The organism is Acinetobacter sp. ME22 (genome assembly GCF_022012315.1).
GTDB lineage: Bacteria > Pseudomonadota > Gammaproteobacteria > Pseudomonadales > Moraxellaceae > Acinetobacter > Acinetobacter brisouii_A.
Window position 1 is genome coordinate 102,157 of sequence record NZ_JAKLTL010000010.1, and the last position, 23,272, is coordinate 125,428.

The window sequence follows — 23,272 nt, forward strand, 5'->3', positions numbered from 1 at the left end:
TGCATTAGTTGCTATGATTTTTTTGCAAGTAACAACATTGGGTCGATTGGTTTTCCATCTGAACGAATTTGGAACTCTAACATGACCCGATTAGCCCCTGTTGACCCCATTTCTGCAATTTTTTGTCCTGCTGAAACAGCCTGACCACTTTTGACCAGCATTTTACTGTTATGTGCATAAGCGCTGATATAACCATTGCTATGTCGAATTAAGATCAGATTACCAAACTCTTTTAAACCATCATCTGCATACACCACTTGTCCTGCGGCGGTTGCAAAAATTGGATCACCTTGCTCACCACCAAAACGTACGCCTTTTATATTATTGGCAAGACTATAGTTTTGAATTACAGGCCCATTTGAAGGACGCAACCACTGTAAACCATTTTGAGCAGGTTCAGTGATTGGTGGTGTAACTGGCTGTACACGGTTTACAGATGGTTTAGGATTTGGGCTTGGCAAGTTATGACGTTGTATTTGATCTGCTGTCTTCTGTTGTTGTTTCTGATTATTCACCACGATTGGTGGTGTTGAATTTTGACGAGATCCTGTTGACTTTAACTTAAGAGATTGATTCACATAAATTGTATATGGCGATGGAATATTATTTAAACGGGCAACTGCAAGATAATCTAGCCCATAACGTGCTGCGATACCACTCAAGGTATCGCCTGAACGCACTGTATAGTTATTTGGAGCATGCGCGTAATGGGTAGTCTGGACTTGTGGCTTAGATGCACATCCTGTAAGTGCAACCGCTGTCAACGCCGCGACAGATAAGAATAATGGCTTTAACCATGTGATTTGTACTTGTTTATTCACAAGATGCTGTTGCAACACCCGCATCAACTTTCCTCTCTAATTCGATAAAACGTCCCATTGATCAACTAAGATTAACAAAATTTTGTTGTGACACACCGAATTCACCCGATTTGTCACAAAGTCGCTACACAGCATCACAAAGAACGATCTTCACTTGCAACTAGTTGTTCGTGTAAATGCTGTAAAACCTGATAATTGGTTGCATCCATTTGAATCGGAGTAATACTGACATAATCATGATTAATCGCATAAAAGTCCGACTGTAAATGATCTGCTGTTTTCGCAGGCTCAGCAACAGCCTCCCCAGACAATCCGATCCAGTAAACTTGACGACCCCGTGGATCGACGTGACTTGTAATTGGTTTAGACTGATAACGTCGCCCCTGATAAGTCACCAATGCTCCCTTTAATTCTGCAACATCAGGAATATTAATATTTAAAATATGGCGTTCAGGCAGTTGAGGTAAACCTTGAGCAATAAAATCATGCACCCACTGCGCAGCAACCCGATAATCATCAGGTGACTGATAATTGCGAACATGTGTCCCTGCTAAGGATACAGCGATCGCAGGATGTGCCGTTAAGCGTCCTTCAAAAGCAGCACCTACGGTACCTGAGTACAGCACATCATCGCCTAAATTTGCGCCACTATTAATTCCACTTACCACCAAATCAAATTCAAAATCGAATAAGCCATTCACAGACAAGTAAACACAGTCCGCAGGTGTTCCATTGACAGCCCAAACATCAGGCATAATTTCTACTGGGCGCAAGGGACGATCTAAAGTGAGCGCACTAGAAAAGCCACTCCGCTCCGATTCTGGGGCAACCACAACAACACGACCTAAAGGTTTCAAAGCCTTAGCTAAAGCTTGTATTCCTGGTGCAAAAACACCATCATCATTGGCAATTAAAATATTCACAAAAAAACTCTTAGAAAAAAACTACTTGCTGATTAAGTTTTAGAAGTATATATATTGGCGGCATTGAATCCACTAAAACTTTGTGAGCAATATCATGTCTTTTGCAAAACGTTTTGTTTGTGCCAGCCTACTCCTTGGCATCATCTTGCCTGCATCGGCAAGTTCAGAGTTAAGCACTGATGAGCAAGACAGTCTTGCCAAAGAAGATATTGCATCATTACAAGTTCTGTCTGAGCTATGCCATCAGGTGATTGGTCATAACCCCAAATTTCAACAGAACATGCAACGTCTTATTGAGCAAAATCAACACAGCCTTTCTCAGGAAAAATTTAAACAAAATTTAAGCCAAGACCATGAATATCAATCGCTTCTTGCTGAAAGTAAGAGCAATAGTCAGGAAATGAGTCCTGCTGAATTAAAGGCCGCATGTGACGAAGTCTTAAACGCACCCTAGGCCCCTATGATTCAATGACTTTTATCTAGCTAACATTTTGTTTTATTTTAAAAAATACTGTACAAAAATACAGCTTTAATACAGTTTTTCTGCTGCTATTTTCATGAAAAACAGGTAATCTTGCCGCACTGTTTTAGGAATAATATGTAGCCCATGATCAAGTCAATTGCCCATAAATTTATGATTGCTGTACTGAGCTGTTCAAGCCTAGGTATTTCATTGGCTTATGCTGAAGCACCCGCAGAAAATATTGAAGTGACCCCTGAACACAATGAAACAACCCCTGAAGAACTCGCTGCAATTTATGTATTATCACAGCTCTGCACAAGCTATGGTTACGATAAAGAAGTAGGCTTCAAAGAAGGATTCGCAGCACTTGCCAAAGAAAACCTGCCAGATGAAAAAGATCCCGTACAAGCATTAGAGCAACGTGCTCAACAAAAAGACTTCCAAAAGTATATTATTGAAGCTCAAAACGATGCCAAAAAAGCAGGCGAGCAGCAAAATAAAGATATCTGTAGTGAAATTTCAACCTTAAATAAAGATTCTTAATTTCGTTACAATACTCATCGAAATAAGCCAAGTTGTTCTCTAGCAGTCAACTTGGCTTTGTCCTACAATGCTAGACTTTGTTTGCCGCTACAACCATTGGAATATCCAGAATGAGCAGAAAAAGTGCCTTTGCTGCCTTACTACTTTTACCATCTTTCTCCTACGCAGCAACTGTCTTATCTTCGCCACCAGATTTAAATAATAAATCTTATGTGCTCATGGACTACGAAACAGGTCAGGTACTCGCTGCAAAAAATGAGAATGAGAAGCTGGCACCAGCCTCAATGACCAAAATGATGACCAGTTACATCATTGAGCAAAAGCTTCTCAAAGGTCAGCTCACTGAAGGTGAAAAAGTTCGCATGAACGAGTCTGCATGGTGTCGTGGCAGTAGCACCGAATCATGTATGTATGTTCCATTGAATGGCACAGCAAGTGTGCTTGACATGTTACGCGGGATTATTATTCAGTCAGGTAATGATGCATCCAAAGCAATGGCTGAACACATTGCGGGAAATGAAGGCACATTTGCCTACATGATGAACCAAGAAGCCAAACGCATCGGGATGAATAACACCCACTTTATGAATGCCACTGGTCTTCCTTCTGATGGACATTATTCAACTGCAAAAGATATGGCAACGCTTGCACAACATATCATTCATGACAGTGCCAAGTACTACCCAATCTATTCAGAAAAAGTCTTTGCTTTCAATGGTATCAAACAAGGTAACCGCAATCCTTTACTGTATACAGATCCAAGTGTTGATGGTTTAAAAACAGGTCACACCGATGAAGCAGGTTATTGCTTAACCACTTCAAGTAAACGTGGGCCAATGCGTTTAATTACCGTCATTTTTGGTGCACCAAGCATTAATGAACGCGCCTCACAGACTCGCGAATTATTGGCTTGGGGTTTTGCAAACTATGAAACCGTTAAAGTACAACCTGCCAATCAAACCTTAAAAAATGTGCGGGTTTGGTTTGGTGACGAAAATGAAGTTCCTGCAGGCTTAGCCGAAGACTTTAATGTCACAATGCCAAAAGGTCAGGCAAGCGATATTAAAACCAGCTTGCAGATTTCATCTGAAGTCAATGCACCACTTAAACAAGGACAAGTGATTGGTAAATTGGTCGCAACACTAGATGGTAAAGTGATCGCCGAAAAACCTGTTGTCGCACTCAAAGCTGTTGATGAAGCTGGTTTCTTGTCACGCCTAATCGACCATATCAAACAATTCTTTAGCAAATTATTTTAATTAAATAAACCTGCTCAAACAAAAGCATCTATAGCATCGTTATAGATGCTTTTTTATTTTATACTTCATCCTATTTAAACGATGTCTACACGATACGATGAAAAATATCCGCCCTTACCTAGAGCATCATCCCGACATTCATCGCAGTTGTTATATTGACCCAATGTCTGTTGTGATTGGCGATGTGCAACTTGCAGAGAATGTTTCAGTTTGGCCGTTTGCTGTGATTCGAGGCGATGTCAATTCGATTCAAATTGGCAAAAATAGTAATGTGCAAGATCACTGCATGCTACATGTCAGCCATAAAAATGCAGCCAAACCAAATGGTTCGCCACTGATTATTGGTGAAGATGTCACCATTGGGCATCATGTAACTTTGCATGGTTGTACGATTGGCAACCGTGTTCTGGTTGGGATTAATAGCGTTATTTTAGATGATGTCATTATTGAAGATGATGTGATGATTGGTGCAGGAAGTTTGGTTCCACCCCGTAAACACCTAGAAAGTGGTTATTTATATGTGGGTAGCCCTGTACAAAAAATTCGCCCATTAACTGAAAAAGAAAAAGAATTTTTACCCTACTCAGCACGACATTATGTCAAAGTAGCCAACAACTATATAAAGCAGGACTAAATCAACATAGCCATTCCTGTGCAAATTTTGTAGAATACACCTTTTAGATCATGGTGCTTTTTTATGACTGCTTGGACAGCGCATGTCACGGTTGCCACTGTTGTTGAAAAACATGGAAAGTTCCTCCTTGTTGAAGAACATTCTGAAGGGTTTTCCCATCCTGTGTTTAATCAACCTGCTGGGCATGTTGAAGCTGGTGAAACGATCATTGAAGCAGCAATTCGTGAAACACGCGAAGAAACTGGGCATGACGTTGAAATCGACCATTTGCTCGGGATTTACACCTATACGCCACCCATGTTCCCAGACCGAACCTATTTTCGTTTCTGCTTTTTGGCACATGTGGTTGAAGAGCATCCCGATGCTCAACTCGATACAGGTATTCTCCAAGCAACATGGCTTTCTTTCGAGGAGTTACAAAACTCTGGACGTGCCCGTAGCCCACTGGTGATTCAAGCCATTCAAGACAGTCTGACTGGTCAAAAGTATCCTTTATCCATGATTCATGAACACCCTTTCTCTCCCTATCTAACTTCAAATTTGGATGCCTAGTTTTATGCAACAACGTGTCATCGTCGGTATGTCTGGTGGTGTAGATTCTTCTGTTTCTGCTGCTTTACTTCTTCAACAAGGTTATCAAGTTGAAGGCCTGTTTATGAAGAACTGGGAAGAAGATGACGGCACAGAATACTGTACGGCGCTCGAAGACTTAGCCGATGCCCAAGCCGTTGCTGACAAACTTGGCATTAAACTGCATACCGCAAACTTTGCCATGGAATATTGGGATCGTGTCTTTGAACATTTCCTTGCTGAATATGCAGCAGGACGCACACCAAACCCCGATATTCTCTGCAACAAAGAAATTAAATTCCGTGCATTTATAGATCATGCTGTGACTTTAGGTGCAGACTTCATTGCAACAGGTCACTATACCCGCCGTGGTGAAACACAGTACAACAGCAAAGGCGAAGCTTATGCACCCCTACTTCGTGGTGTCGATCAGAATAAAGATCAAAGCTATTTCCTGCATGCTGTGCATGGTCGTGAAATCAATAAAACCTTATTCCCTGTCGGTGAGATTGAAAAACCACAAGTCCGTAAAATTGCTGCGGAACTCGATTTAGCGACGGCGAAGAAAAAAGACTCTACGGGAATCTGTTTTATTGGCGAACGTCGTTTTAATGACTTCCTTAAACAGTACTTACCTGCTCAACCTGGAAAAATTGTACTAGAAAATGGTCAAGAAGTTGGTGAACATCACGGCTTAATGTACTATACACTGGGTCAACGCGGTGGCATTGGTTTGGGTGGTATGAAAGATGCCCATGAAGGTGCGTGGTTTGTTCTACACAAAGATGTTGAAGGTAACCGCCTCGTTGTTGGTCAGGGTCATGAACATCCACTCATGCAAAGTACCACTTTGTGGAGTGAAAAAATTGACTGGGTTGCAGGTGAACAAGACATTCCTGCAACTGGCTTACGTTGTACAGCAAAAACCCGTTATCGCCAGCCTGATCAGGCATGCACCATTTTTTATGATACAAACTCTCAGGACGCGGTTCGTGTTGAGTTTGATGAGCCACAGCGTGCCGTAACACCAGGGCAAAGTGTTGTATTTTATATCAATGATAACTGTTTAGGTGGTGGTGTGATTCATTATACCAATGCCCCTAAACCTGCTTTTCTTTAGGAATTTTTAGGCATGGTTGATCTTCCCTTTCAACAGCCTCAACACTTTACAGTCCGTCAGAATCGTGTTTTGGCGTTAGCTGGGGTTTTTCAAGCCGCCCAGCTGACCCATATGACTGCCATGACAGGACTGAATCGTATTGGCGAAAGTGGTAATTTCTATTTTGAACAATTGATTAAAGCCAGTTTGAACATCAGACCAGCCGAAAACAATTCTTCTGAAACCCTAGATTTTTTTAGTCAGTTGACTGATTTATCATTAGGTTTAAAAATTTTAGAACAAAGCATCACTCAGCCTTTTACTCCAACACCAAAAAGTAAAGTTCCAAAACTTGCCACTGCAAAACTACCCATGACTTATGCCATGGGTTTATTGCAATTGGAAAAGAAAGTCTATCGAAATCCAAATTTCGTTGAGAAAATCTCAAAATCACAACAACAAATTTTAAAGCAACTGTCTTTTTTTGATCAAAATTATTTACACCCCAGCATTTTAGCCAATCTTGCCCAGACTTATGTCGAAACCGCAGGACAAATCAATCCACGTATTTTAGTTCGTGGCAATGCTGAGGCGTTCAAAGATTCTCAACATACCAACCGAATCCGTGCTTCGTTATTTACAGGACTGCAAATGGCACACCTGTGGCGACAGCTCGGTGGTAGCTCATTGCAGCTAATATTCGGTAAACGCAAGCATTTGCAAGAAATCCAAGCCCTTGCACACATGCAATATCAGCTTGGTCAACTTTAACCCTGTTTTTTGTTTTAGGTGTTTTGCACCACATTGAAGGAAACTTTATGAATGCTTTAACTGCACTCTCACCGTTAGATGGACGTTACGCGAGCAAGTGTGATGCTTTGCGTCCTTACCTATCTGAGTTTGGCTTAATTCATGCGCGTGTAACTGTTGAAGTTCGTTGGTTGCAAGCACTTGCAAAACACCCTGAAATCATTGAAGTTGCAGATTTTAGCGCCGCAACTAACCAAGCTTTAGATGCGATTGTTGCTGATTTTTCTGAAGAAGATGCGAACCGCATTAAAGAAATCGAACGCACAACCAACCACGATGTAAAAGCGGTTGAATATTTCTTGAAAGAAAAAATCGCACACATCGATGAACTTAAAAATGCAGGTGAATTCATTCACTTTGCGTGTACATCTGAAGACATCAACAACTTGTCTCATGCCTTAATGTTGAAAAATGGTCGTGATGTATTGGTGACTGCAATGCAGCAAATCATCGATTCAATCGTTGCTTTGGCTGAAACTCATGCAGAACAACCAATGTTGTCTCGTACACATGGTCAAACTGCAAGCCCAACCACTTTGGGTAAAGAAATGGCAAACGTGGCTTACCGTTTGGCACGCCAAATCAAACAATTCAAACAAGTTGAATTGTTGGGTAAAATCAATGGTGCTGTAGGTAACTACAACGCTCACTTATCAGCATATCCAGAAATTAACTGGCCTGCTCACTCAGAAGCATTTGTTGAATCTTTAGGTTTAACGTTCAACCCATACACGACTCAAATCGAACCACATGACTACATGGCTGAATTGTTCGATGCACTTCGTCGTTTCAACACCATTTTGATCGACTTCAACCGTGACGTATGGGGTTACATCTCTCTTGGCTTCTTCAAACAAAAATTGAAAGATGGCGAAGTAGGTTCTTCAACCATGCCACACAAAGTGAATCCAATTGACTTTGAAAACTCTGAAGGTAACTTGGGTATTGCCAATGCAGTATTGGCGCACTTAGGCGAAAAACTTCCAGTATCTCGCTGGCAGCGTGACCTAACTGACTCAACGGTTCTTCGTAACATGGGTGTTGGTTTTGCACAAAGCTTAATCGCATTTGAAGCTTGCTCTAAAGGTATTGGCAAACTTGAATTGAATGCTGCCCGTATTCTTGAAGATCTTGACCACGCTCAAGAAGTTCTTGCTGAACCAATTCAAACTGTAATGCGTCGTTACAACATCGAAAAGCCATACGAAAAATTAAAAGCATTAACTCGTGGTCAAGCCATGACACGTGAAATGATGGTTGACTTTGTCAATGGTACTGAACTTGCTCAAGTTCCAAGTGAAGAACGCGCTCGTCTAGCTGAACTCACACCTGCAACTTACACAGGTAACGCTGCTGACCAAGCCAAACAAATTAAAGCATTAATCAACAAACTTTAAGTTTAAAAATGATTGCTTAGAAAAAGCGAAGCTTCGGCTTCGCTTTTTCCCCATTAATAATCGATAAAAATTAAGAATATGCTCGAACAACAATATACCCTCAAACATCTGATAACCCTTGCAATCCTAACTGTCGCATTAATCTTGGCGAGCATTCAACCCTTAGAATATACTGCTTATCTATTACATCAGGCAGGCACGGTCATCATGCTGCTGGTTTTAGGTTATTGCTTTAAAAAATTTGCGCTAAACTTTCTGAGCTTTAGCTTCTATATTGGCTTCCTGATCATTCATATTTTGGGTGCGCATTATCTATATTCTTATGTGCCTTATAACGATTGGATTAAAAGCCTATTCGGTTTTGACTTGAATGCATCCATGCACTGGTCACGCAATATGTATGATCGTCTGGTTCATTTCAGTTATGGTTTTTTACTATTTCCCTTTTTTCAACGTATCTTTCACGTTTATTTTTCACAAGCTTCAAGAAAACAGCTCAACTTTTTAGTCATTCAATGGGTCATGGCATCGAGTATGCTGTACGAACTGATTGAGTGGTGGATTGCCATGACATTATCACCTGAAGCAGCAGAAAGCTACAATGGACAACAAGGTGATGTTTGGGATGCCCACAAGGATATGCTTCTTGCTAGTATAGGATGCTTAATCTTTGCTGCCATTGACCTGATTCAAAACAAATTAAGTCAACATAAACCATAAGCCAAAGCTAACCATAATACCGATGATAATTGCTAGGCTGAACAAAACTTTGGCTTGTATCCCCTCGCTGATCCAAAACATACGTAAAAAAATCATCTGACGAATCGCCAAACTGTTTAAAACAATCGCTGCGAGATGCGCAATGACTACACCTAAAAAGAGATTGGCAAACAAATCATGAATTTCTTTGATATTATGCTGCCCTGTTGTTTCAGTGATATAACCTAAAATGACCGTCATCGGCAGGAACAAAACCATCAAAAAAATGCTCAAATGCAATAAAGCTGAACTCCAATACTGAAGTGATTTCTGTGACCCTAAAGTCTGTTGTTTACCCAATTTAAGAAAGTTAAAACTCATTTGCTGACGCTTGATCCAACCAAAAGGTCGACTGACTTTCATTTTAGCTGCAAGGAGTTGCCAAACAATCCGCAAACCCAATGCAATTACCAACAAGTAACCAAACAACATATGAAGCTGATGTAAGTCAAAATTGTCACCCGTAAAGTAAGCACCTGTGAAACTCACTAAAATAATGAGATGCAGTAAACGAATTACACTATCTATATGGCTTGCAGGAATGACTTTATTCATCTTCCATCCAAAAATTGGCTTTTAGATTAATGTTGCCGCAGATAACTTAAGTGTTTATTAGCCTCTGATATGAAAATTCAAAGATTATCGCATTTATAGGATATTTAGTTGTATTTACCTTAGTTTATCTTATTTTATAAAATACCTAAACTATCTCTAAGACAACATGAAATGTCATGTGGAGATCAGATTATGCAAAGTTATTTACATCGTAGCGAAGAACGTGGACATGTCAAAGAAGGTTGGTTAGATACCTATCACAGCTTTTCTTTTGGAAGTTGGTACAATCCAAAGTACATGGGAGTCAGTGTATTGCGCGTCATTAATGATGATACCATTGCTGCTCATAAAGGCTTTGGTACACATCCACACGATAATATGGAAATTTTGACCTGTGTGCTTAAAGGCACCATTAGTCATAAAGACACAATGGGAAATCAAACTCAGATTTCTGCGGGTGAATGGCAACTGATGAGTGCAGGGACAGGCATCCAGCACAGCGAAATTAATCAGGGTGATGAAGCTGTACATATGTTACAGATCTGGATTCATCCGAATATTCGTAATGCAGAACCCAACTATCAACAGATTCAGCGAGACCCGAAACAACAGCCGAATCAATGGCATTTAATTGTTGGAACAGAGAATGCGCCAATGACGATTCGACAAGATGCTGAAGTTAAAGCAGCCTATTTGAATCAAGGTCAACAGCTTGATGTTAAAGCGACTCGACAGCTCAATTATATTCATGTCATTTCAGGTCAAATCATGATTGGTGATCAGTTGGTGAATGCGGGAGATGCGCTGTTATTTGCTGAAGACTGTCAGATTGAAGCACAACAAGACAGTCAAATGATCTGGTTTGATTTGCCACAAGCCTAAAACAAAAAAGCCTCCATATTTGGAGGCTTTCTTTTTATTATGAACAGTTCAGCTGCTGTAACGCAGCGACACGTTGCTCAATAGTTGGGTGAGTTTGGAATAAAGCGGCAAGACTAAAACCTTGTTCCTTACCTTCCGTAATTGCAAGTGCTTTCATTTCTTTTGGCATTTGATCAGGCATCTCAGTTTCAGCTTGCAAACGCAATAATGCTGAAATCATGGCTTGTTTACCTGCCAAGCGAGCGCCTGCTTCATCTGCACGGTATTCACGGTAACGGGAAAACCACATGACGATGGCTGATGCCAAAATACCGAAGACAATATCCAATACCATTGTAATGATAAAATAACCCATACCAGGGGCTTCATCATCTTGGCGACCAAAGACGTTACGGTCAATAAAGTCACCAACCACACGTGCAAAGAACATCACAAAGGTGTTCACTACACCTTGAATTAACGACAACGTCACCATGTCACCATTGGCAACGTGCCCAATTTCATGAGCAAGTACCGCACGTAATTCATCTTGATTCATGCGCTCAAGCAGACCTGTAGAAACAGCAACAAGCGCATCATTTTTATTCCAACCTGTCGCAAAGGCATTCGATTGATAAGATGGGAAAATACCCACTTCTGGCATACGAATCCCTGAACGTTGTGCAAGGTCTGCAACCGTTTGCAATAACCAAACTTCAGCTTGGTTACGTGGTGCATTTGGATCGATTAATTCAGTCCCTGTGGTTTTCTTCGCCATCCACTTCGACATAAACAGTGAAATCAAAGAACCAACCATACCAAAGACAAAACAGATTACGAGTAGGTTGCCTAAGTTAAGTCCACCTGCACCGTGGTAACTTCCGACACCTAATACTGACAAAATAAGACCAGCGACAACCAGTACCGCGAGGTTGGTAAGCAAAAACAAACCAATCCGCATCATCGAGAAAATCCTCTTATAATAGAAAAAAACATGATTTATCTTACAGATAAATCATGTAACTAATATGCGACCTGAGATCATAAAATTCAAGAATAAATCCGTATCAACATATAAAAATCATGTTTTCGAATTGTATAACAAGACTAATTGCGTACAGCTATATCTGTAAATGTACCATCTGATAATTGTACAATTCGCCGACCCGCCGACTTATGTATATTCAGTGCTTGACTGTTATTGTTATTGGTATTATTTTTTGCTGTAGTTGCAGCGGTTACAGGTTCAACTGAGCTTTCTTTAACAGCGCTGTCTAAACGAATCCCAGAGGTATATAAATTATTGTAACGACTCATCACGCGACGTACATAATCTTGGGTTTCTCTAAACGGAGGAATTCCACCATATTTATCAACATTCCCTTCCCCCGCATTATATGCAGCCAATGCCAAGTGCGTATTACCACTATAACGTTTCAACAATAAACTTAGGTACTTTGCACCACCAAAAATATTTTGTTGTGGATCATAAGGATTATTGACATTAAAGCGTCTAGCAGTTGCAGGCATAAGTTGCATCAAACCTTGCGCACCCACAGGCGAACGTGCATTACTATTAAAGCCTGACTCAGTATGCATAATTGCTTTAATCAATCCCTCAGCTAGACCATGTTGCTGAGCTGCCTGATGAATAATTTGATCAAAAGCATCTTTATTTTTGCTATAGCTAGGCAGCACAGAAGCTTCTGAGCCTCCCCAGTTATGGTAACTATGGATATTACTGTCTTTATAATAAGTGACTTTAATTTTCGTTAAATGTGCGCCACTTTGCTTACGATTCGTAAGAAGTGGTGTTCCATTACCATCTTGATAAGTATAAATTTGACCAGCATGTACCCAAGAAGCTAAACCCAAACTTCCTAGCGTTGAGAGAGAAAGCAGTACAATTTTGTATAGTATTTTCATTGTTGTGTTTACCAGTAAGCGTTCTGTGCAAACAATTGTATTTGATTGTAACAGGAAAACAGTATGTGCTGTGCTTTTTAACAAGCTTAGTTAAAAAAATCAAGTTAAATTGTTGGGCGAGTAATCAAAAAAAAATTTAATTTTTTTAAGCCAAGGTCTATTGACAGCAATAAACCATTGAAATAATTAAATAATAAAAAAAGGTTAAAAAATGATCAATGTGTTTCTAAGCCTTAATCAACGGACGATTACCCCTGTCAAGGGCTTAGTTATCCACAATTTTATCCACAATTTTTGTGGAAAACTGTGAATTGTCAAAAAACTCACCAATTTCAAGGCAAACCTACTCATTTAAATAGTTTAGAGTGCTTCAAGGACATTTTGATGACAATAAAAAATATATGAATAAATGTGTATGCACAGATGCGAAGCCATCCCGAATCAGCTAAAATTGCGCGATATTTTTTCCAAGAGTTTGTGTGTCTATGTACTCTCCAGTTGAATCCAACCAAGGATTTAATTTTAAACCTGAACTTCCAACCAGTTCGGCTTATTATCGCCTACTCAAAAAACTTCGTCGTCAAGTCGGTCATGCCATCCGTGACTTTAAAATGATCGAGGAAGGCGATAAGGTGATGGTTTGTATTTCGGGTGGAAAGGACAGCTATACTCTGCTTGATATTTTGTTGCAGTTTAAACGTATTGCACCCATCAATTTTGATGTGGTTGCCGTTAACCTTGACCAAAAACAACCCGGTTTTCCTGAAGATGTCTTACCACGTTATTTGGAAGAAAATAATATTCCATATTATATTCTTGAGAAAGACACCTACAGTATTACCAAACGCCTAACCCCTGAAGGTAAAACCTACTGTGCGGTATGTTCACGTTTGCGTCGTGGTTCACTGTATGGCTTTGCACAAGAAATTGGCGCAACTAAAGTCGCTTTAGGTCATCATCGTGATGATATTATTGCAACATTCTTCCTAAACTTGTTTCATGGCGGTAGCTTAAAGGCGATGCCACCAAAATTGCTTTCTTCTGACAAGAAAAATATCTTGATTCGCCCATTGGCTTATGTTGAAGAGAAAGACATCATCAAATACGCAGAAATGCGTAAGTTTCCAATCATTCCATGTAACTTGTGTGGTTCTCAAGAAAACCTTCAACGTGCAATGTTAAATGAAATGTTACGCGAATGGGATCAAAAATATCCAAAACGTCTTCATAGTATTTTTGGTGCTCTACAGAATGTTTCACCATCACAACTGGCTGACCGTGAGCTATTTGATTTTGAGGCACTCGATTCCCAACGTGAATTTGATCTTAAAGATCCTGAAGACATGAAAAAACGATTAGATGTCGTCAATTTAAGCTTTGCAGCCGAATAATCACATTTCCATCGCTGCGTAATGTCAGGCACAATCATGTTATATGGTTGTGCCTTTTTTATACTTTCTTACGATTTCTGTGTGATTTATCTCACCAGTTTATAAAAAAACCGCTTTTTTCGATAAGATCATGTTATAACAAGGCAGAACAGACTTGTGCAAAAAATGCATATAGATCTAAGGATAAACAAATTAGAGGAATAACTATGCCTGCTTTTCTATCAGAAGATTGGTTTTCTACAGTTGAACAGCTCACTGCTCAAGCAGGAGACTTGAATTTGCCGCCAGCATTAAAGAATTTAGCCATTAATTTTGTCGTCAACAATACCAGTGGAAATACTGAGCTTTCTCTTGATGGTGGGAAAATTCAAAAAGGGCTTGCGGATAACGCAAAAACCACATTAAACCTAGATGAAGATACTTTACGCAAAGTTTTCCTTGAATTTGATCTAACCGCAGCAATGCAAGCATTTATGACAGGCAAAATAAAAGTTCAGGGCGATATGTCTCAACTTATGGCATTGCAAACAGCACGCCCTAGCCAAGAACAAAAAACGCTCTATAAAGAAATTCTGCAACATACTGCTTAATTTGAGTGTATTGAATGCAAAAAAGGAAGTTATTTAACTTCCTTTTTTTATTTCCTAAACCTCTATACGCTGCTGCATCTGAATATGCTCCAAATAAGCACGAATACGCGTGACATACTGTAAAGCTTGACGATAACGTGAATTACTCATTTGATGCTGCTGTAAATAAGCATATATATTCAGCCAGCTATTTGGGTCTTCACCCTGCTGCTGAAGTTGTTTTTGAATCACAGCGACTGCACCTGGCCCCATATTATAGGCGACCAAGGCATACCAGTGACGATCAGGATTTGGAATATAATCATACTTTGTCAAAAGCAAATCGTAATATTTTGCTCCACCCTGAATACTTTGCTCAGGATCAACACGGTCTTCAATACCCATTGCCTTAGCTGTTTCATTGGTCAGCATCATTAAACCACGGACACCCGTGGGTGAAATAGAATCAGGTTTTAAATAAGATTCCTGATATCCCATCGCAGCCAGCATATGCCAATTGAGATTATACTGTTGCGCTGCTCGCTCAAAACTGGCACGATAAATCGGCATACGCTGTTGCAAATCACGTTCAATCGTATCCCAAGATTCTTCTTTAACAACATGATGATTATAAAATGAGGCAAGATGCCCAAGTGAACCATTGTTCTTTGACTGACAAATAAATCCGCTTGCCGTTTGAGTTAAACGGTCTTCAGCATCCTTAAATACTAAATTTAATGCGGTATCTAAACCATTCTGTTGTAGCACATTAAAATCCCCACAACTTGCAGAGAAAGACATTAAGTTCTTTTTCTCAACACTGGCAAAATCTGCATTGGTTAATGCCAAATTGGCTTTACCTTTGGCGACCCATTTCAAGGCAGTGGCATTACTATCAACAATTTTAAACTCGAGTTGAACATTTAAACTCTGTGCATAATTGCGCATGAGATCATAGCCAAAGCCATGTAAATATTGTCCATCATTGAAAACTGTTGTTGGACTTTGAACAGTTACAACTGTCAATGTATTACGACTCACAACCTGAGCGTATTGATTATTGGCTTTACTGGCATTAATCGCATGTAATGGCAGCATAGCTAACCCAAATGCAAGGGCTTTTGTTGGCAAGGATATTTTTAGATTGTTTAGGCGAAAACGCCTCCTATCTGCCAATGTTTGATTATACATGGTGACTCCACGACAGAGAATTAACTACCCAATGAAATCGAGCATGACCCAAATTTCAATTAGTTGATCAACGTATGTTTAGGGGGCAGTCATGACATCATTTAAAAAAATGACATAAATGAAAGAAACTAAGTCATATTAAAATCAATAACCTAGACGAAAAAATAACCAAAAATAAATAAGAGTTGCGCATAATATAGACATAGAAATTAAAAGTCAAACTTTTACGTGTACAAAACCACAGCGCAGATAATCATCCTCCATCAAAATTGATGCTCAATGTTATATCGAATAAAGATGATTTAAATCAGGACAAAGTGATGTAATCTGTAACTTTTAACAATATTTTAGATATCATTTAATTTATATTTATCAATATTTTATTTTTATGATATACCAATTTTTAACACCATTTGGTGTATGTACCTGTACCTCATCATCAACCGCTTTTCCAAGGCAGGCTTTAGCAATTGGCGCTTGCAAAGAAATATAATCTTTATTTCCATAAATTTCTTCATCCCCCACGATACGAAATTGAGCGATTTCCTGTTCATCATTCTCTAATTCAACCCATGCACCAAAATATACTTTACCCTGCTGCTGCGGATGATATTCAACCTTTTGTGCGACTTCAAACAGCTTAGTCAAATGGCGAATTCTACGATCAATTTCACGTAATTTTCGCTTATTATAATGGTAATCAGCATTTTCAGACCGATCGCCTAAACTGGCTGCCCAAGACACAATCTTGGTGATCTCAGGTCGCTCGATTCGTACCAAATGATTTAATTCATCTTGTAAACGTTGATACCCTTCTGCTGTCAATAATTTACGCTGCATCAATTTGTGCTCAATGAAATTTTAATAATTTACGATTGCTGTATTTTAATCAGTTTAAAGCACAAAGTTAAATTACCATATATTTTAAGTCTTTTGATCTTAGTTGAGATACGCCCCATTTCGTCGCTATTTTAATCATTTAAAAATTTTAATATAAAAAAAAGTTGTCAAACTCAATATTTATCGATATGATTACGCACATTGGAAGCGTGGCAGAGCGGTTTAATGCACCGGTCTTGAAAACCGACGAGGGTGTGAGTCCTCCGTGAGTTCGAATCTCACCGCTTCCGCCAAATTCAAAAAAAGCTCTTATACATAATATAAGAGCTTTTTTTATGGGAAATGGAAAGTAAAAATAGGTATTTAAAAATATAAATCATAAATTTTAGGCAAAAAAAAGCCATACTCTGTCAGTAAGGAGTATGGCCAAAATAGGAAACTACAGCAGAATTCCTATAGTTGTTATCATAAAAATCTAAACTTAAAAATTTCTTAATTTAGATGCCCTAAAAATAAAAAACTTATTATTTTTATTTTTAAACAAATAAAATCAAGATTTTAAATATTCAAAAAAAAGTCCTCGCATAAAGCGAGGACTTTTTTATTCAGTAAGTGCAGAGATGATAATTACATCATTCTTCACTACTTTGTTACTACAGCAAACCTTTTAAGAAAATTAAAATAACTTTTTGATTTATATTAATTTATATACTTACCATGCATAACATACTATGAAATGACATTACAAAAAAATGTGAGTAATATTGCGAGTAAACCAATCTAAAAATGATATTACTCACACACTATGCTAAACGATCTTAAAATCAAACAATTAAAGCCGAAAGAAAAACTTTATAGGGTCGCAGATCATTCTGGTTTGTGTATTGAAATACGTCCCACTGGTACAAAATTTTGGCGCTATCGATACCGTTTTTTAAATAATGCTAAAATGCTGACCATTGGACAATACCCTGAAATTAGTCTTGCTTACGCCCGCAGTAAGACAATGGCATATCGTGAACAACTTGCCAAGGGCATAGATCCAGTTCAGTTTCAAAAAGAAGAACGTGCAGCTGCAATTCAATCAAATGCTGATAGCTTTAAAAATGTTACTGAAGAATATCTTGAAAAATATAAAGATGGTAAATCTATAGAATGGTTTAACAATAGAACACGATATTTCGCTAAAGACATTTATCCAATTATAGGAAAAACACCTATAAAAGATGTAAATTCGGCTGATATTAGAATTATCATTGATAATACTATTACACGTATTCGTAAAAGCGGACGTGGCACTGGAGAAGTTAAAGCAACTTTTGTACGTCAAATTTGTGCTGAAGTACTTCAATATGGAATTATCACTCAGCGAATCACCACAGATGCTACCTATGCATTAAGACGTTATATCCACCGCCCTGATATTCAACATGCTCAACCTCTTAGTATCGAAGATAAGAAAATCATTCTTCCAACTATACAAAGCTATGGTGGCTGTATCAGTACAAAGAACGCAATTTTAACGTTACTTTACAGCATGCTTCGCACCATTGAAGTTAGAAGAGCGAAAAAATCATTTATCAATTTTGAAGATGAGACTTGGACTATTCCAACAGTAAGCAAGGAGGAAATCTTGGCTGGCAAAAGAAATATGAAAAAAAATCGTATTCATATAATTCCACTTTCCACTCAATTGATTGAAATTCTCAAGGAACAATTTAGCCTTTATCCAAATAGTGAATATATTTTCCCAGGGGATGATGGAATCTCTATGATAGGGAAAAACACGCTTAATACTGCATTAGATAACTTAGGCATGGGCCATATCTCTATGCATGACTTTCGTGCTACAGCATCAACTGAACTACATGAAGCAAATTTCAATTCTGACTGGGTAGAAATACAGCTTGCTCATGCAAGAGGTAATAAAACACGTGCAAGTTATGATCATGCAAAATGGCTGAAAGATAGGAAGACCATGCTACAGGCTTGGGCAAATATGGTTGACGGGTGGAAAAGCAATGCCTAGTTATCAAAATGATGGCTTCAAAAGCTACAGCATCTTTTTAAATTAAATCTATAGATGCATCAAGGACTCTTATCTTTTAAATATTTATGGCATCCTTCCATGAATTCTTGTCCCGTTTTGAATTCGGCAAATGCTGGGTCTTTTGCGTACTCACACTCATCTTTTGATGTAAAATTATTGTATTCAGCAAATGTATAACCAGAGTAGCCTTCCGACCCTTCTATATAACCACCTGCTATATTTTTATGCGTGATGTACCACTGGCAAAAAATGATAAAAATAGCAGAAAATAGCAAAATGATTACTAAAAAATATTTCGTAAATTTCGAAAATAAAATTTTTTCTGCCATTATCTTTTATTCCTACTCTTATAGTCTTGAATCATCTGAGTGGTTACATCGCTTTTATAACAAACAGTCTCATAACCACCAGCTCTTGAATAAGCACTTCGCTTTCCACATCTACTACCATTTCTAGCTGTATTGTAAGGGCATGCACAAGGACCTGGATAATTTTCAATAGACTCTTTTATGATTTTTTCTTTTATAACTGTCTCAGTAACAATTGATTTTTTTGCATATGCTGTATTTGAAGTAGCTAACAGTAGTGTACTCACTAAAAAAATTAATACTTCCTTCATAAAAACCTCGTTGAATAACTTAGTTATTCTTTATTTTTGAACCAAATTTTGTGTTCTTTCAAGAATCCTGTTATTTCCTTTAAAGCTTGACTACCGAGTCCATAATAGCCCAATAACTGTGATTCTGATCGATCAAGAATATCATTGATTGTAAAAATACCTGCTTCTTTTAGCATCCTTTTCGTTCTAACTTTGAAAGGTAAGTCATCTATTTTTTGTGAAAAATTTATAGTCAATTCGTTCTTATGGCTTGAATATATAAGGATTTCATGAGTAAATTTCTCAAGATTTTCAACAAATTTTAAATATTCACTGGTATTCATATTCTTAGGAAATATTTTATTTTTTGCTGCTACTACAATTATAAAAGCCACAAAATCCCTATCCATTTCCATAAATTCTTCTCATATTTTTTTAATAATAAAGATGGATTTATTACTTACTTTTTTAATTCCTGTCTAACTGAACGCATATTCCATAAAAAAATAGCATAATTCACAACGTCTTTTTCACTTTCAAAGTTTAATTTAACATCTTGGTCAAACGAACTATTACTTAAAGCCCATCCACTGTGAGCACCACAAAGATTGCAAAAAACTCGAGCATTATAAAACTTATCTTCATCAAAGAATTGGGACTTAGCTGAAATATAATCACTACCACAGAAAGGACAATCTAGAAATTCTAGATCTGGTGTATACTCCTGCAAACCATCGTAATGATTCCAATTTGCCATAATACCCTCATTTTTTATATTTTTCATAAATTTATTACAATCTGATCTCATAAGCAATAATTAAGTTATATTTTATGAGATTAGTTTTTATTGAAAAATAATAGCATTATAATTTTTTTATAAAAAAAGCTACGTATGAGAAGTATACGTAGCCCGAAACAAGTCTAGTGAACGTATAAAAAATATACTAAATCATATCAATTCAGTCAACTATTTTTATAAAAAATCTGACGTATTTGTTCAGAAAAAAAATCTACGAATTGAACCCATTCATCCATGTTTGGAATATCTTGTTTTACAATAACATATATCTCATTAGAAACATTGATTACTAAATTATCATGATGCTTTTCAATATAGTAATCTATCATTTTTACTTCAGCTATCTCAGATAGGCATTCTTCCAAGAAATCTATTTGATTTAACCTTTCCAAATTAAATTTAAAGCGATACAAAATATTCCTATAGACTGCATATGCAATGTCCCATACATAATCAGTACTCATGGTTCTATTCCTTAATCCAGATTTCTAACCTCAGTAACCAACACCCACTGCTTACATAAATAATATAAGCCTCCTTCGATAACAGCATTTACTGGTATTTCTAGATATGGTTTAAGATGCCTTTGTAATCTATTTCCAGAGTTATCCTCAAAAACCCATTCATTTAGTTTAGTATCTTTAATAGATTTTAATTTCAAAGTTATCACTTTATCAACATAACCAACTGTTTTTACTGATATTTCTTTATTCACCAATAGGGCACCATTTCCAGTTTGAAAATAAAAATCAGTTCAAATACCATACCTTAAGAAAGGTATTGAATAAACCAATTAATAAAATTTTCTTTATCTGTAGGGCTGCATGGAAATTCATAAACCTCTATATATTTCTGTGAATCTGATAAAATAATTGGCTGAAAACATACATCTTCTCCACAGCTTGGTAACAAGTATAGTATTTTACTACTATTTAATAAATTGAAATTATTTACAAATCGAGCAAGATCTTTTTCTAAATTACCTGTGAAGCCTTCTGTTTTGTCCGTAAATTCATAAATAAACTCAAGATCTGCTTTAAAATCAATTTTATCCATAAAATATTTCTCTTTTAAAATTCTTATGAAAATGGCTTACAATAACTTATTTATTCAATTTTTTTGCTCTAAGATCAACGAATTTATAAAGTTTATCTTAAAAATAAAAATATTGAAAAGAAAATTATTGACATACCACAAACATAAAAGTTATGGAACAACAACTTTTTTCACTAAAATTTTACAATATCATAAAAAATTTTGATTTAGTTTACATATTATTATAAAAATATAATATAGATCACACTTTATGAATTTTTATCAAATTTTCTTACATCTTTCTGATAGAAAAAATAATTTCTTTAATTGATTATTTTTATCACTTTAAAAAAGGACTTCAACTAATGACTTCATGGTTATTTATTAGCTTAGTCGTTACTATTCTTCTAACTCCAGGGCCAACAAACACATTGTTAGCCTCATCCGGGATTGAATCTGGGATTAGAAATTCTCTAAAGTTAATTCCAGCAGAGGTAGCTGGTTATCTAATTGCAATATCAACATGGGGGATACTTATTGATTCTATTGCACATAAACTACCTATTCTCCCACCTCTTATGAAACTTTTAAGTGCAACATATATTATTTTTTTAGCATTAAAATTATGGCAAACATCTCACATTGAGGATAAAGAAAATCAGATATCTATTTCTGTTAAAGCTCTTTTCTGTGCAACACTCTTAAATCCTAAAGCACTTTTATTTGCTTCAGGCGTATTTCCTGCATCTAGTTGGAAATCTCTACATGAATATATAATTCATATCAGTATTTTCTTGATATTAATTATTCCTATCGCAATGCTTTGGGTATTTATTGGCTCCATCCTTGTATCTAATCGTATTTCTTGGTTAAATCAGAGAAATCTTAAACGAACAGCCTCCATAATCCTTATTAGCTTCTCTATTCCTTTAAGCTATTCAGCACTGACTTCATTCTAGTTTTCATAATTTTAAAGCTATCTTATTGATAGCTTTAATTTATATCAATTACCAGAACCCAAACTTCATCTAACATATAAATACCTCCAAGTACTAGAGAATTTAGAGAAATTGGGGAGTGATGACTTAAATGGCTTCTTAATTTGTTTCCATATTCATCTTCAAATAGGTAACTATTTTGCTTAGTACTTTTTACCAAAAAAATTTTATATACTCTATTAGATTCATCATCAATATTACGAACTGTTAAAAAATTCCGCATATGATTTCAATAATTCAGAGATTTAAACTACACTAAATTTATAGTATTTCCTCAGAGCACACTACTTTTAATTTAGATCTTTGGCTTTTTGCTATGGATTGTATCTCTACAGCCATCCTAGTTGGACACCCTAGTTTAAACCAATTCAACATAACAACAGGGAATAAACCTATATGATATTTTTCAATTTTCATAATTTTCCTCTATCTAAAAGTTTGTTACTTTCTAATAGTTAGTATAAGTAAATTATTTGACTTCAATATTTATGTAAAACTTTTCAAAAGATTTTATATAGCATACTGGAAAAATTAAAAAACTAATATAAAAGTAACACTTTATATTTCACAAATAAATAAAAATAAAGAAACAAAATATTGATATATATAGAAAATAAATAATTTTTTTAATGATTTTTCATGTATTAGTTTATATAAAAAAACCGTATATAACTTGCTCAATTATATACGGCTGGGAACTTAAATTTTAGATAACGTGATAATTTATTATTAAATAAATACTACATTACTCTATTAAAGTCAATTTCTTACATTATAGTATTATTGTAAACAAAGCCTTTTCAGCCACCCGACGATTCACCAATCCCTGAACCCGCTTACCATTGTCAAATACCCAACGATCAAACTGCCCCGCTGCTGCACTGAAATTTGACTGATTCAGCAGTGTCAGTAAGGTGCTTTTAACAAATGCTGTTTCACCGACGTTGTACACAAAGCTGGCCAAGGCATCAAACTGGTTTTGAGTCACATTGATCTTGATGTATTTATCCAGGCATTGATCCACCCATTCACAATCATTCTGTAACCACAGTTCAGCCTGACCTTGTGTACAACTATCCCCTTTCTTGACTGCCTGACCATTTGGGTACTTGATCGTGCCATAGCCAATCGTCCAGACTCCACCCGTATCCAGATATGCCGTGGTACGCAAGCCTTCTGAC

General features: G+C 37.0%; 29 protein-coding genes and 1 tRNA gene. 15 read left to right on the forward strand and 15 right to left on the reverse strand.

Translation table 11 applies throughout. The annotated features are described in order from the left end of the window. Positions 1 to 11: 11 nt before the first annotated feature. Positions 12 to 845, reverse strand: a complete 834-nt coding sequence (locus LVY74_RS13610; RefSeq protein ID WP_237815497.1) for a peptidoglycan DD-metalloendopeptidase family protein — start codon at positions 843 to 845, stop codon at positions 12 to 14. A 110-nt stretch (positions 846 to 955) separates the two neighbouring features. Next, positions 956 to 1,744, reverse strand: coding sequence for a 5'/3'-nucleotidase SurE (gene surE / locus LVY74_RS13615; RefSeq protein WP_237815498.1), 789 nt, complete (start codon positions 1,742 to 1,744; stop codon positions 956 to 958). Between the two features lie 94 nt (positions 1,745 to 1,838). Between surE and LVY74_RS13620 the strand changes: the two genes are divergently transcribed. From LVY74_RS13620 to LVY74_RS13660, 9 genes are all read left to right on the forward strand, one after another. Further along, positions 1,839 to 2,198, forward strand: coding sequence for an MCR_0457 family protein (locus tag LVY74_RS13620; protein ID WP_228271217.1), 360 nt, complete (start codon positions 1,839 to 1,841; stop codon positions 2,196 to 2,198). A 153-nt stretch (positions 2,199 to 2,351) separates the two neighbouring features. Then, a complete protein-coding gene (locus tag LVY74_RS13625) occupies positions 2,352 to 2,750 on the forward strand; it encodes an MCR_0457 family protein (protein ID WP_237815499.1) in 399 nt (132 codons plus the stop codon). Positions 2,751 to 2,860: 110 nt separating this feature from the next. Next, on the forward strand, positions 2,861 to 4,009 hold the full coding sequence (dacC, locus tag LVY74_RS13630) for a D-alanyl-D-alanine carboxypeptidase PBP5/6 (RefSeq protein ID WP_237815500.1): 1,149 nt from the start codon (positions 2,861 to 2,863) through the stop codon (positions 4,007 to 4,009). Positions 4,010 to 4,106: 97 nt separating this feature from the next. Next, entirely contained in the window at positions 4,107 to 4,643 is a 537-nt protein-coding gene (locus tag LVY74_RS13635; RefSeq protein WP_237815501.1) for a gamma carbonic anhydrase family protein, read from the forward strand. Between the two features lie 63 nt (positions 4,644 to 4,706). Beyond that, positions 4,707 to 5,195, forward strand: coding sequence for an NUDIX hydrolase (locus LVY74_RS13640; RefSeq protein ID WP_237815502.1), 489 nt, complete (start codon positions 4,707 to 4,709; stop codon positions 5,193 to 5,195). Positions 5,196 to 5,199: 4 nt separating this feature from the next. Beyond that, positions 5,200 to 6,333, forward strand: coding sequence for a tRNA 2-thiouridine(34) synthase MnmA (gene mnmA, locus LVY74_RS13645; RefSeq protein ID WP_237815503.1), 1,134 nt, complete (start codon positions 5,200 to 5,202; stop codon positions 6,331 to 6,333). A gap of 12 nt (positions 6,334 to 6,345) precedes the next feature. Continuing rightward, complete coding sequence (gene hflD / locus LVY74_RS13650; protein ID WP_151709834.1) at positions 6,346 to 7,083, forward strand: high frequency lysogenization protein HflD; 738 nt, start codon at positions 6,346 to 6,348, stop codon at positions 7,081 to 7,083. A gap of 47 nt (positions 7,084 to 7,130) precedes the next feature. After that, positions 7,131 to 8,519 carry an adenylosuccinate lyase gene (purB, locus tag LVY74_RS13655; protein ID WP_237815504.1) on the forward strand — a complete coding sequence of 463 codons (1,389 nt, stop codon included), beginning with the start codon at positions 7,131 to 7,133 and terminating at the stop codon, positions 8,517 to 8,519. Positions 8,520 to 8,597: 78 nt separating this feature from the next. Continuing rightward, positions 8,598 to 9,239, forward strand: coding sequence for a DUF2238 domain-containing protein (locus LVY74_RS13660; RefSeq protein WP_237815505.1), 642 nt, complete (start codon positions 8,598 to 8,600; stop codon positions 9,237 to 9,239). Here LVY74_RS13660 and LVY74_RS13665 read toward each other — a convergent pair. Further along, on the reverse strand, positions 9,219 to 9,833 hold the full coding sequence (locus LVY74_RS13665) for a cytochrome b/b6 domain-containing protein (protein WP_237815506.1): 615 nt from the start codon (positions 9,831 to 9,833) through the stop codon (positions 9,219 to 9,221). The two genes, LVY74_RS13660 and LVY74_RS13665, sit on opposite strands and share 21 nt — an antisense overlap. Positions 9,834 to 10,025: 192 nt before the next feature. Between LVY74_RS13665 and LVY74_RS13670 the strand changes: the two genes are divergently transcribed. Beyond that, positions 10,026 to 10,715 carry a pirin family protein gene (locus LVY74_RS13670; protein ID WP_237815507.1) on the forward strand — a complete coding sequence of 230 codons (690 nt, stop codon included), beginning with the start codon at positions 10,026 to 10,028 and terminating at the stop codon, positions 10,713 to 10,715. A 37-nt stretch (positions 10,716 to 10,752) separates the two neighbouring features. On the opposite strand, the gene htpX is transcribed toward LVY74_RS13670, so the two are convergent. Beyond that, positions 10,753 to 11,658 (reverse strand): protease HtpX, encoded by a 906-nt coding sequence (gene htpX / locus LVY74_RS13675; protein ID WP_237815508.1) that lies wholly within the window; start codon positions 11,656 to 11,658, stop codon positions 10,753 to 10,755. A 143-nt stretch (positions 11,659 to 11,801) separates the two neighbouring features. After that, the gene (locus LVY74_RS13680) at positions 11,802 to 12,620 is read right to left on the reverse strand and encodes a lytic transglycosylase domain-containing protein (RefSeq protein ID WP_237815509.1); all 819 of its coding nucleotides are present in this window, start codon (positions 12,618 to 12,620) and stop codon (positions 11,802 to 11,804) included. A 485-nt stretch (positions 12,621 to 13,105) separates the two neighbouring features. Between LVY74_RS13680 and ttcA the strand changes: the two genes are divergently transcribed. Beyond that, positions 13,106 to 14,011 carry a tRNA 2-thiocytidine(32) synthetase TtcA gene (gene ttcA, locus LVY74_RS13685; RefSeq protein WP_151709859.1) on the forward strand — a complete coding sequence of 302 codons (906 nt, stop codon included), beginning with the start codon at positions 13,106 to 13,108 and terminating at the stop codon, positions 14,009 to 14,011. A 206-nt stretch (positions 14,012 to 14,217) separates the two neighbouring features. Beyond that, positions 14,218 to 14,601, forward strand: a complete 384-nt coding sequence (locus LVY74_RS13690; protein WP_151709841.1) for an SCP2 sterol-binding domain-containing protein — start codon at positions 14,218 to 14,220, stop codon at positions 14,599 to 14,601. 54 nt (positions 14,602 to 14,655) lie between these two features. Here the strand turns inward: LVY74_RS13690 and LVY74_RS13695 are convergent, their stop codons facing one another. Beyond that, on the reverse strand, positions 14,656 to 15,771 hold the full coding sequence (locus LVY74_RS13695; RefSeq protein WP_237815510.1) for a transglycosylase SLT domain-containing protein: 1,116 nt from the start codon (positions 15,769 to 15,771) through the stop codon (positions 14,656 to 14,658). 372 nt (positions 15,772 to 16,143) lie between these two features. Further along, positions 16,144 to 16,611: a transcription elongation factor GreB gene (gene greB, locus LVY74_RS13700; RefSeq protein WP_151709843.1), complete on the reverse strand. Its 468-nt coding sequence runs from the start codon at positions 16,609 to 16,611 to the stop codon at positions 16,144 to 16,146. A 203-nt stretch (positions 16,612 to 16,814) separates the two neighbouring features. Here greB and LVY74_RS13705 point away from each other — a divergent pair. Further along, positions 16,815 to 16,904, forward strand: a tRNA-Ser gene (locus LVY74_RS13705). Positions 16,905 to 17,416: 512 nt separating this feature from the next. Next, positions 17,417 to 18,640 carry a tyrosine-type recombinase/integrase gene (locus tag LVY74_RS13710; RefSeq protein ID WP_237815511.1) on the forward strand — a complete coding sequence of 408 codons (1,224 nt, stop codon included), beginning with the start codon at positions 17,417 to 17,419 and terminating at the stop codon, positions 18,638 to 18,640. A gap of 59 nt (positions 18,641 to 18,699) precedes the next feature. On the opposite strand, the gene LVY74_RS13715 is transcribed toward LVY74_RS13710, so the two are convergent. The 7 genes from LVY74_RS13715 to LVY74_RS13745 all read right to left on the reverse strand — a co-directional run bounded on the left by LVY74_RS13715 (position 18,700) and on the right by LVY74_RS13745 (position 21,114). Beyond that, positions 18,700 to 18,990, reverse strand: a complete 291-nt coding sequence (locus tag LVY74_RS13715) for a hypothetical protein (RefSeq protein WP_237815512.1) — start codon at positions 18,988 to 18,990, stop codon at positions 18,700 to 18,702. Further along, positions 18,990 to 19,280 carry a hypothetical protein gene (locus LVY74_RS13720; protein WP_237815513.1) on the reverse strand — a complete coding sequence of 97 codons (291 nt, stop codon included), beginning with the start codon at positions 19,278 to 19,280 and terminating at the stop codon, positions 18,990 to 18,992. The genes LVY74_RS13715 and LVY74_RS13720 overlap by 1 nt, the downstream gene beginning before the upstream one ends. 23 nt (positions 19,281 to 19,303) lie before the next feature. After that, positions 19,304 to 19,675, reverse strand: a complete 372-nt coding sequence (locus LVY74_RS13725; protein WP_237815514.1) for a DNA-directed RNA polymerase subunit alpha C-terminal domain-containing protein — start codon at positions 19,673 to 19,675, stop codon at positions 19,304 to 19,306. Positions 19,676 to 19,719: 44 nt separating this feature from the next. Next, entirely contained in the window at positions 19,720 to 20,016 is a 297-nt protein-coding gene (locus LVY74_RS13730; RefSeq protein WP_237815515.1) for a Lar family restriction alleviation protein, read from the reverse strand. Positions 20,017 to 20,222: 206 nt separating this feature from the next. After that, positions 20,223 to 20,522, reverse strand: a complete 300-nt coding sequence (locus LVY74_RS13735; RefSeq protein ID WP_237815516.1) for a hypothetical protein — start codon at positions 20,520 to 20,522, stop codon at positions 20,223 to 20,225. 11 nt (positions 20,523 to 20,533) lie between these two features. Next, entirely contained in the window at positions 20,534 to 20,773 is a 240-nt protein-coding gene (locus tag LVY74_RS13740; RefSeq protein ID WP_237815517.1) for a hypothetical protein, read from the reverse strand. A 53-nt stretch (positions 20,774 to 20,826) separates the two neighbouring features. Then, entirely contained in the window at positions 20,827 to 21,114 is a 288-nt protein-coding gene (locus LVY74_RS13745) for a hypothetical protein (RefSeq protein ID WP_237815518.1), read from the reverse strand. A gap of 344 nt (positions 21,115 to 21,458) precedes the next feature. Here LVY74_RS13745 and LVY74_RS13750 point away from each other — a divergent pair, with 344 nt between their 5' ends. Beyond that, positions 21,459 to 22,052: a LysE family translocator gene (locus LVY74_RS13750; RefSeq protein WP_237815519.1), complete on the forward strand. Its 594-nt coding sequence runs from the start codon at positions 21,459 to 21,461 to the stop codon at positions 22,050 to 22,052. An 811-nt stretch (positions 22,053 to 22,863) separates the two neighbouring features. Here the strand turns inward: LVY74_RS13750 and LVY74_RS13755 are convergent. Beyond that, on the reverse strand, positions 22,864 to 23,272 hold a 409-nt coding region (locus LVY74_RS13755; protein ID WP_237815520.1), incomplete at its 5' end, for a lysozyme.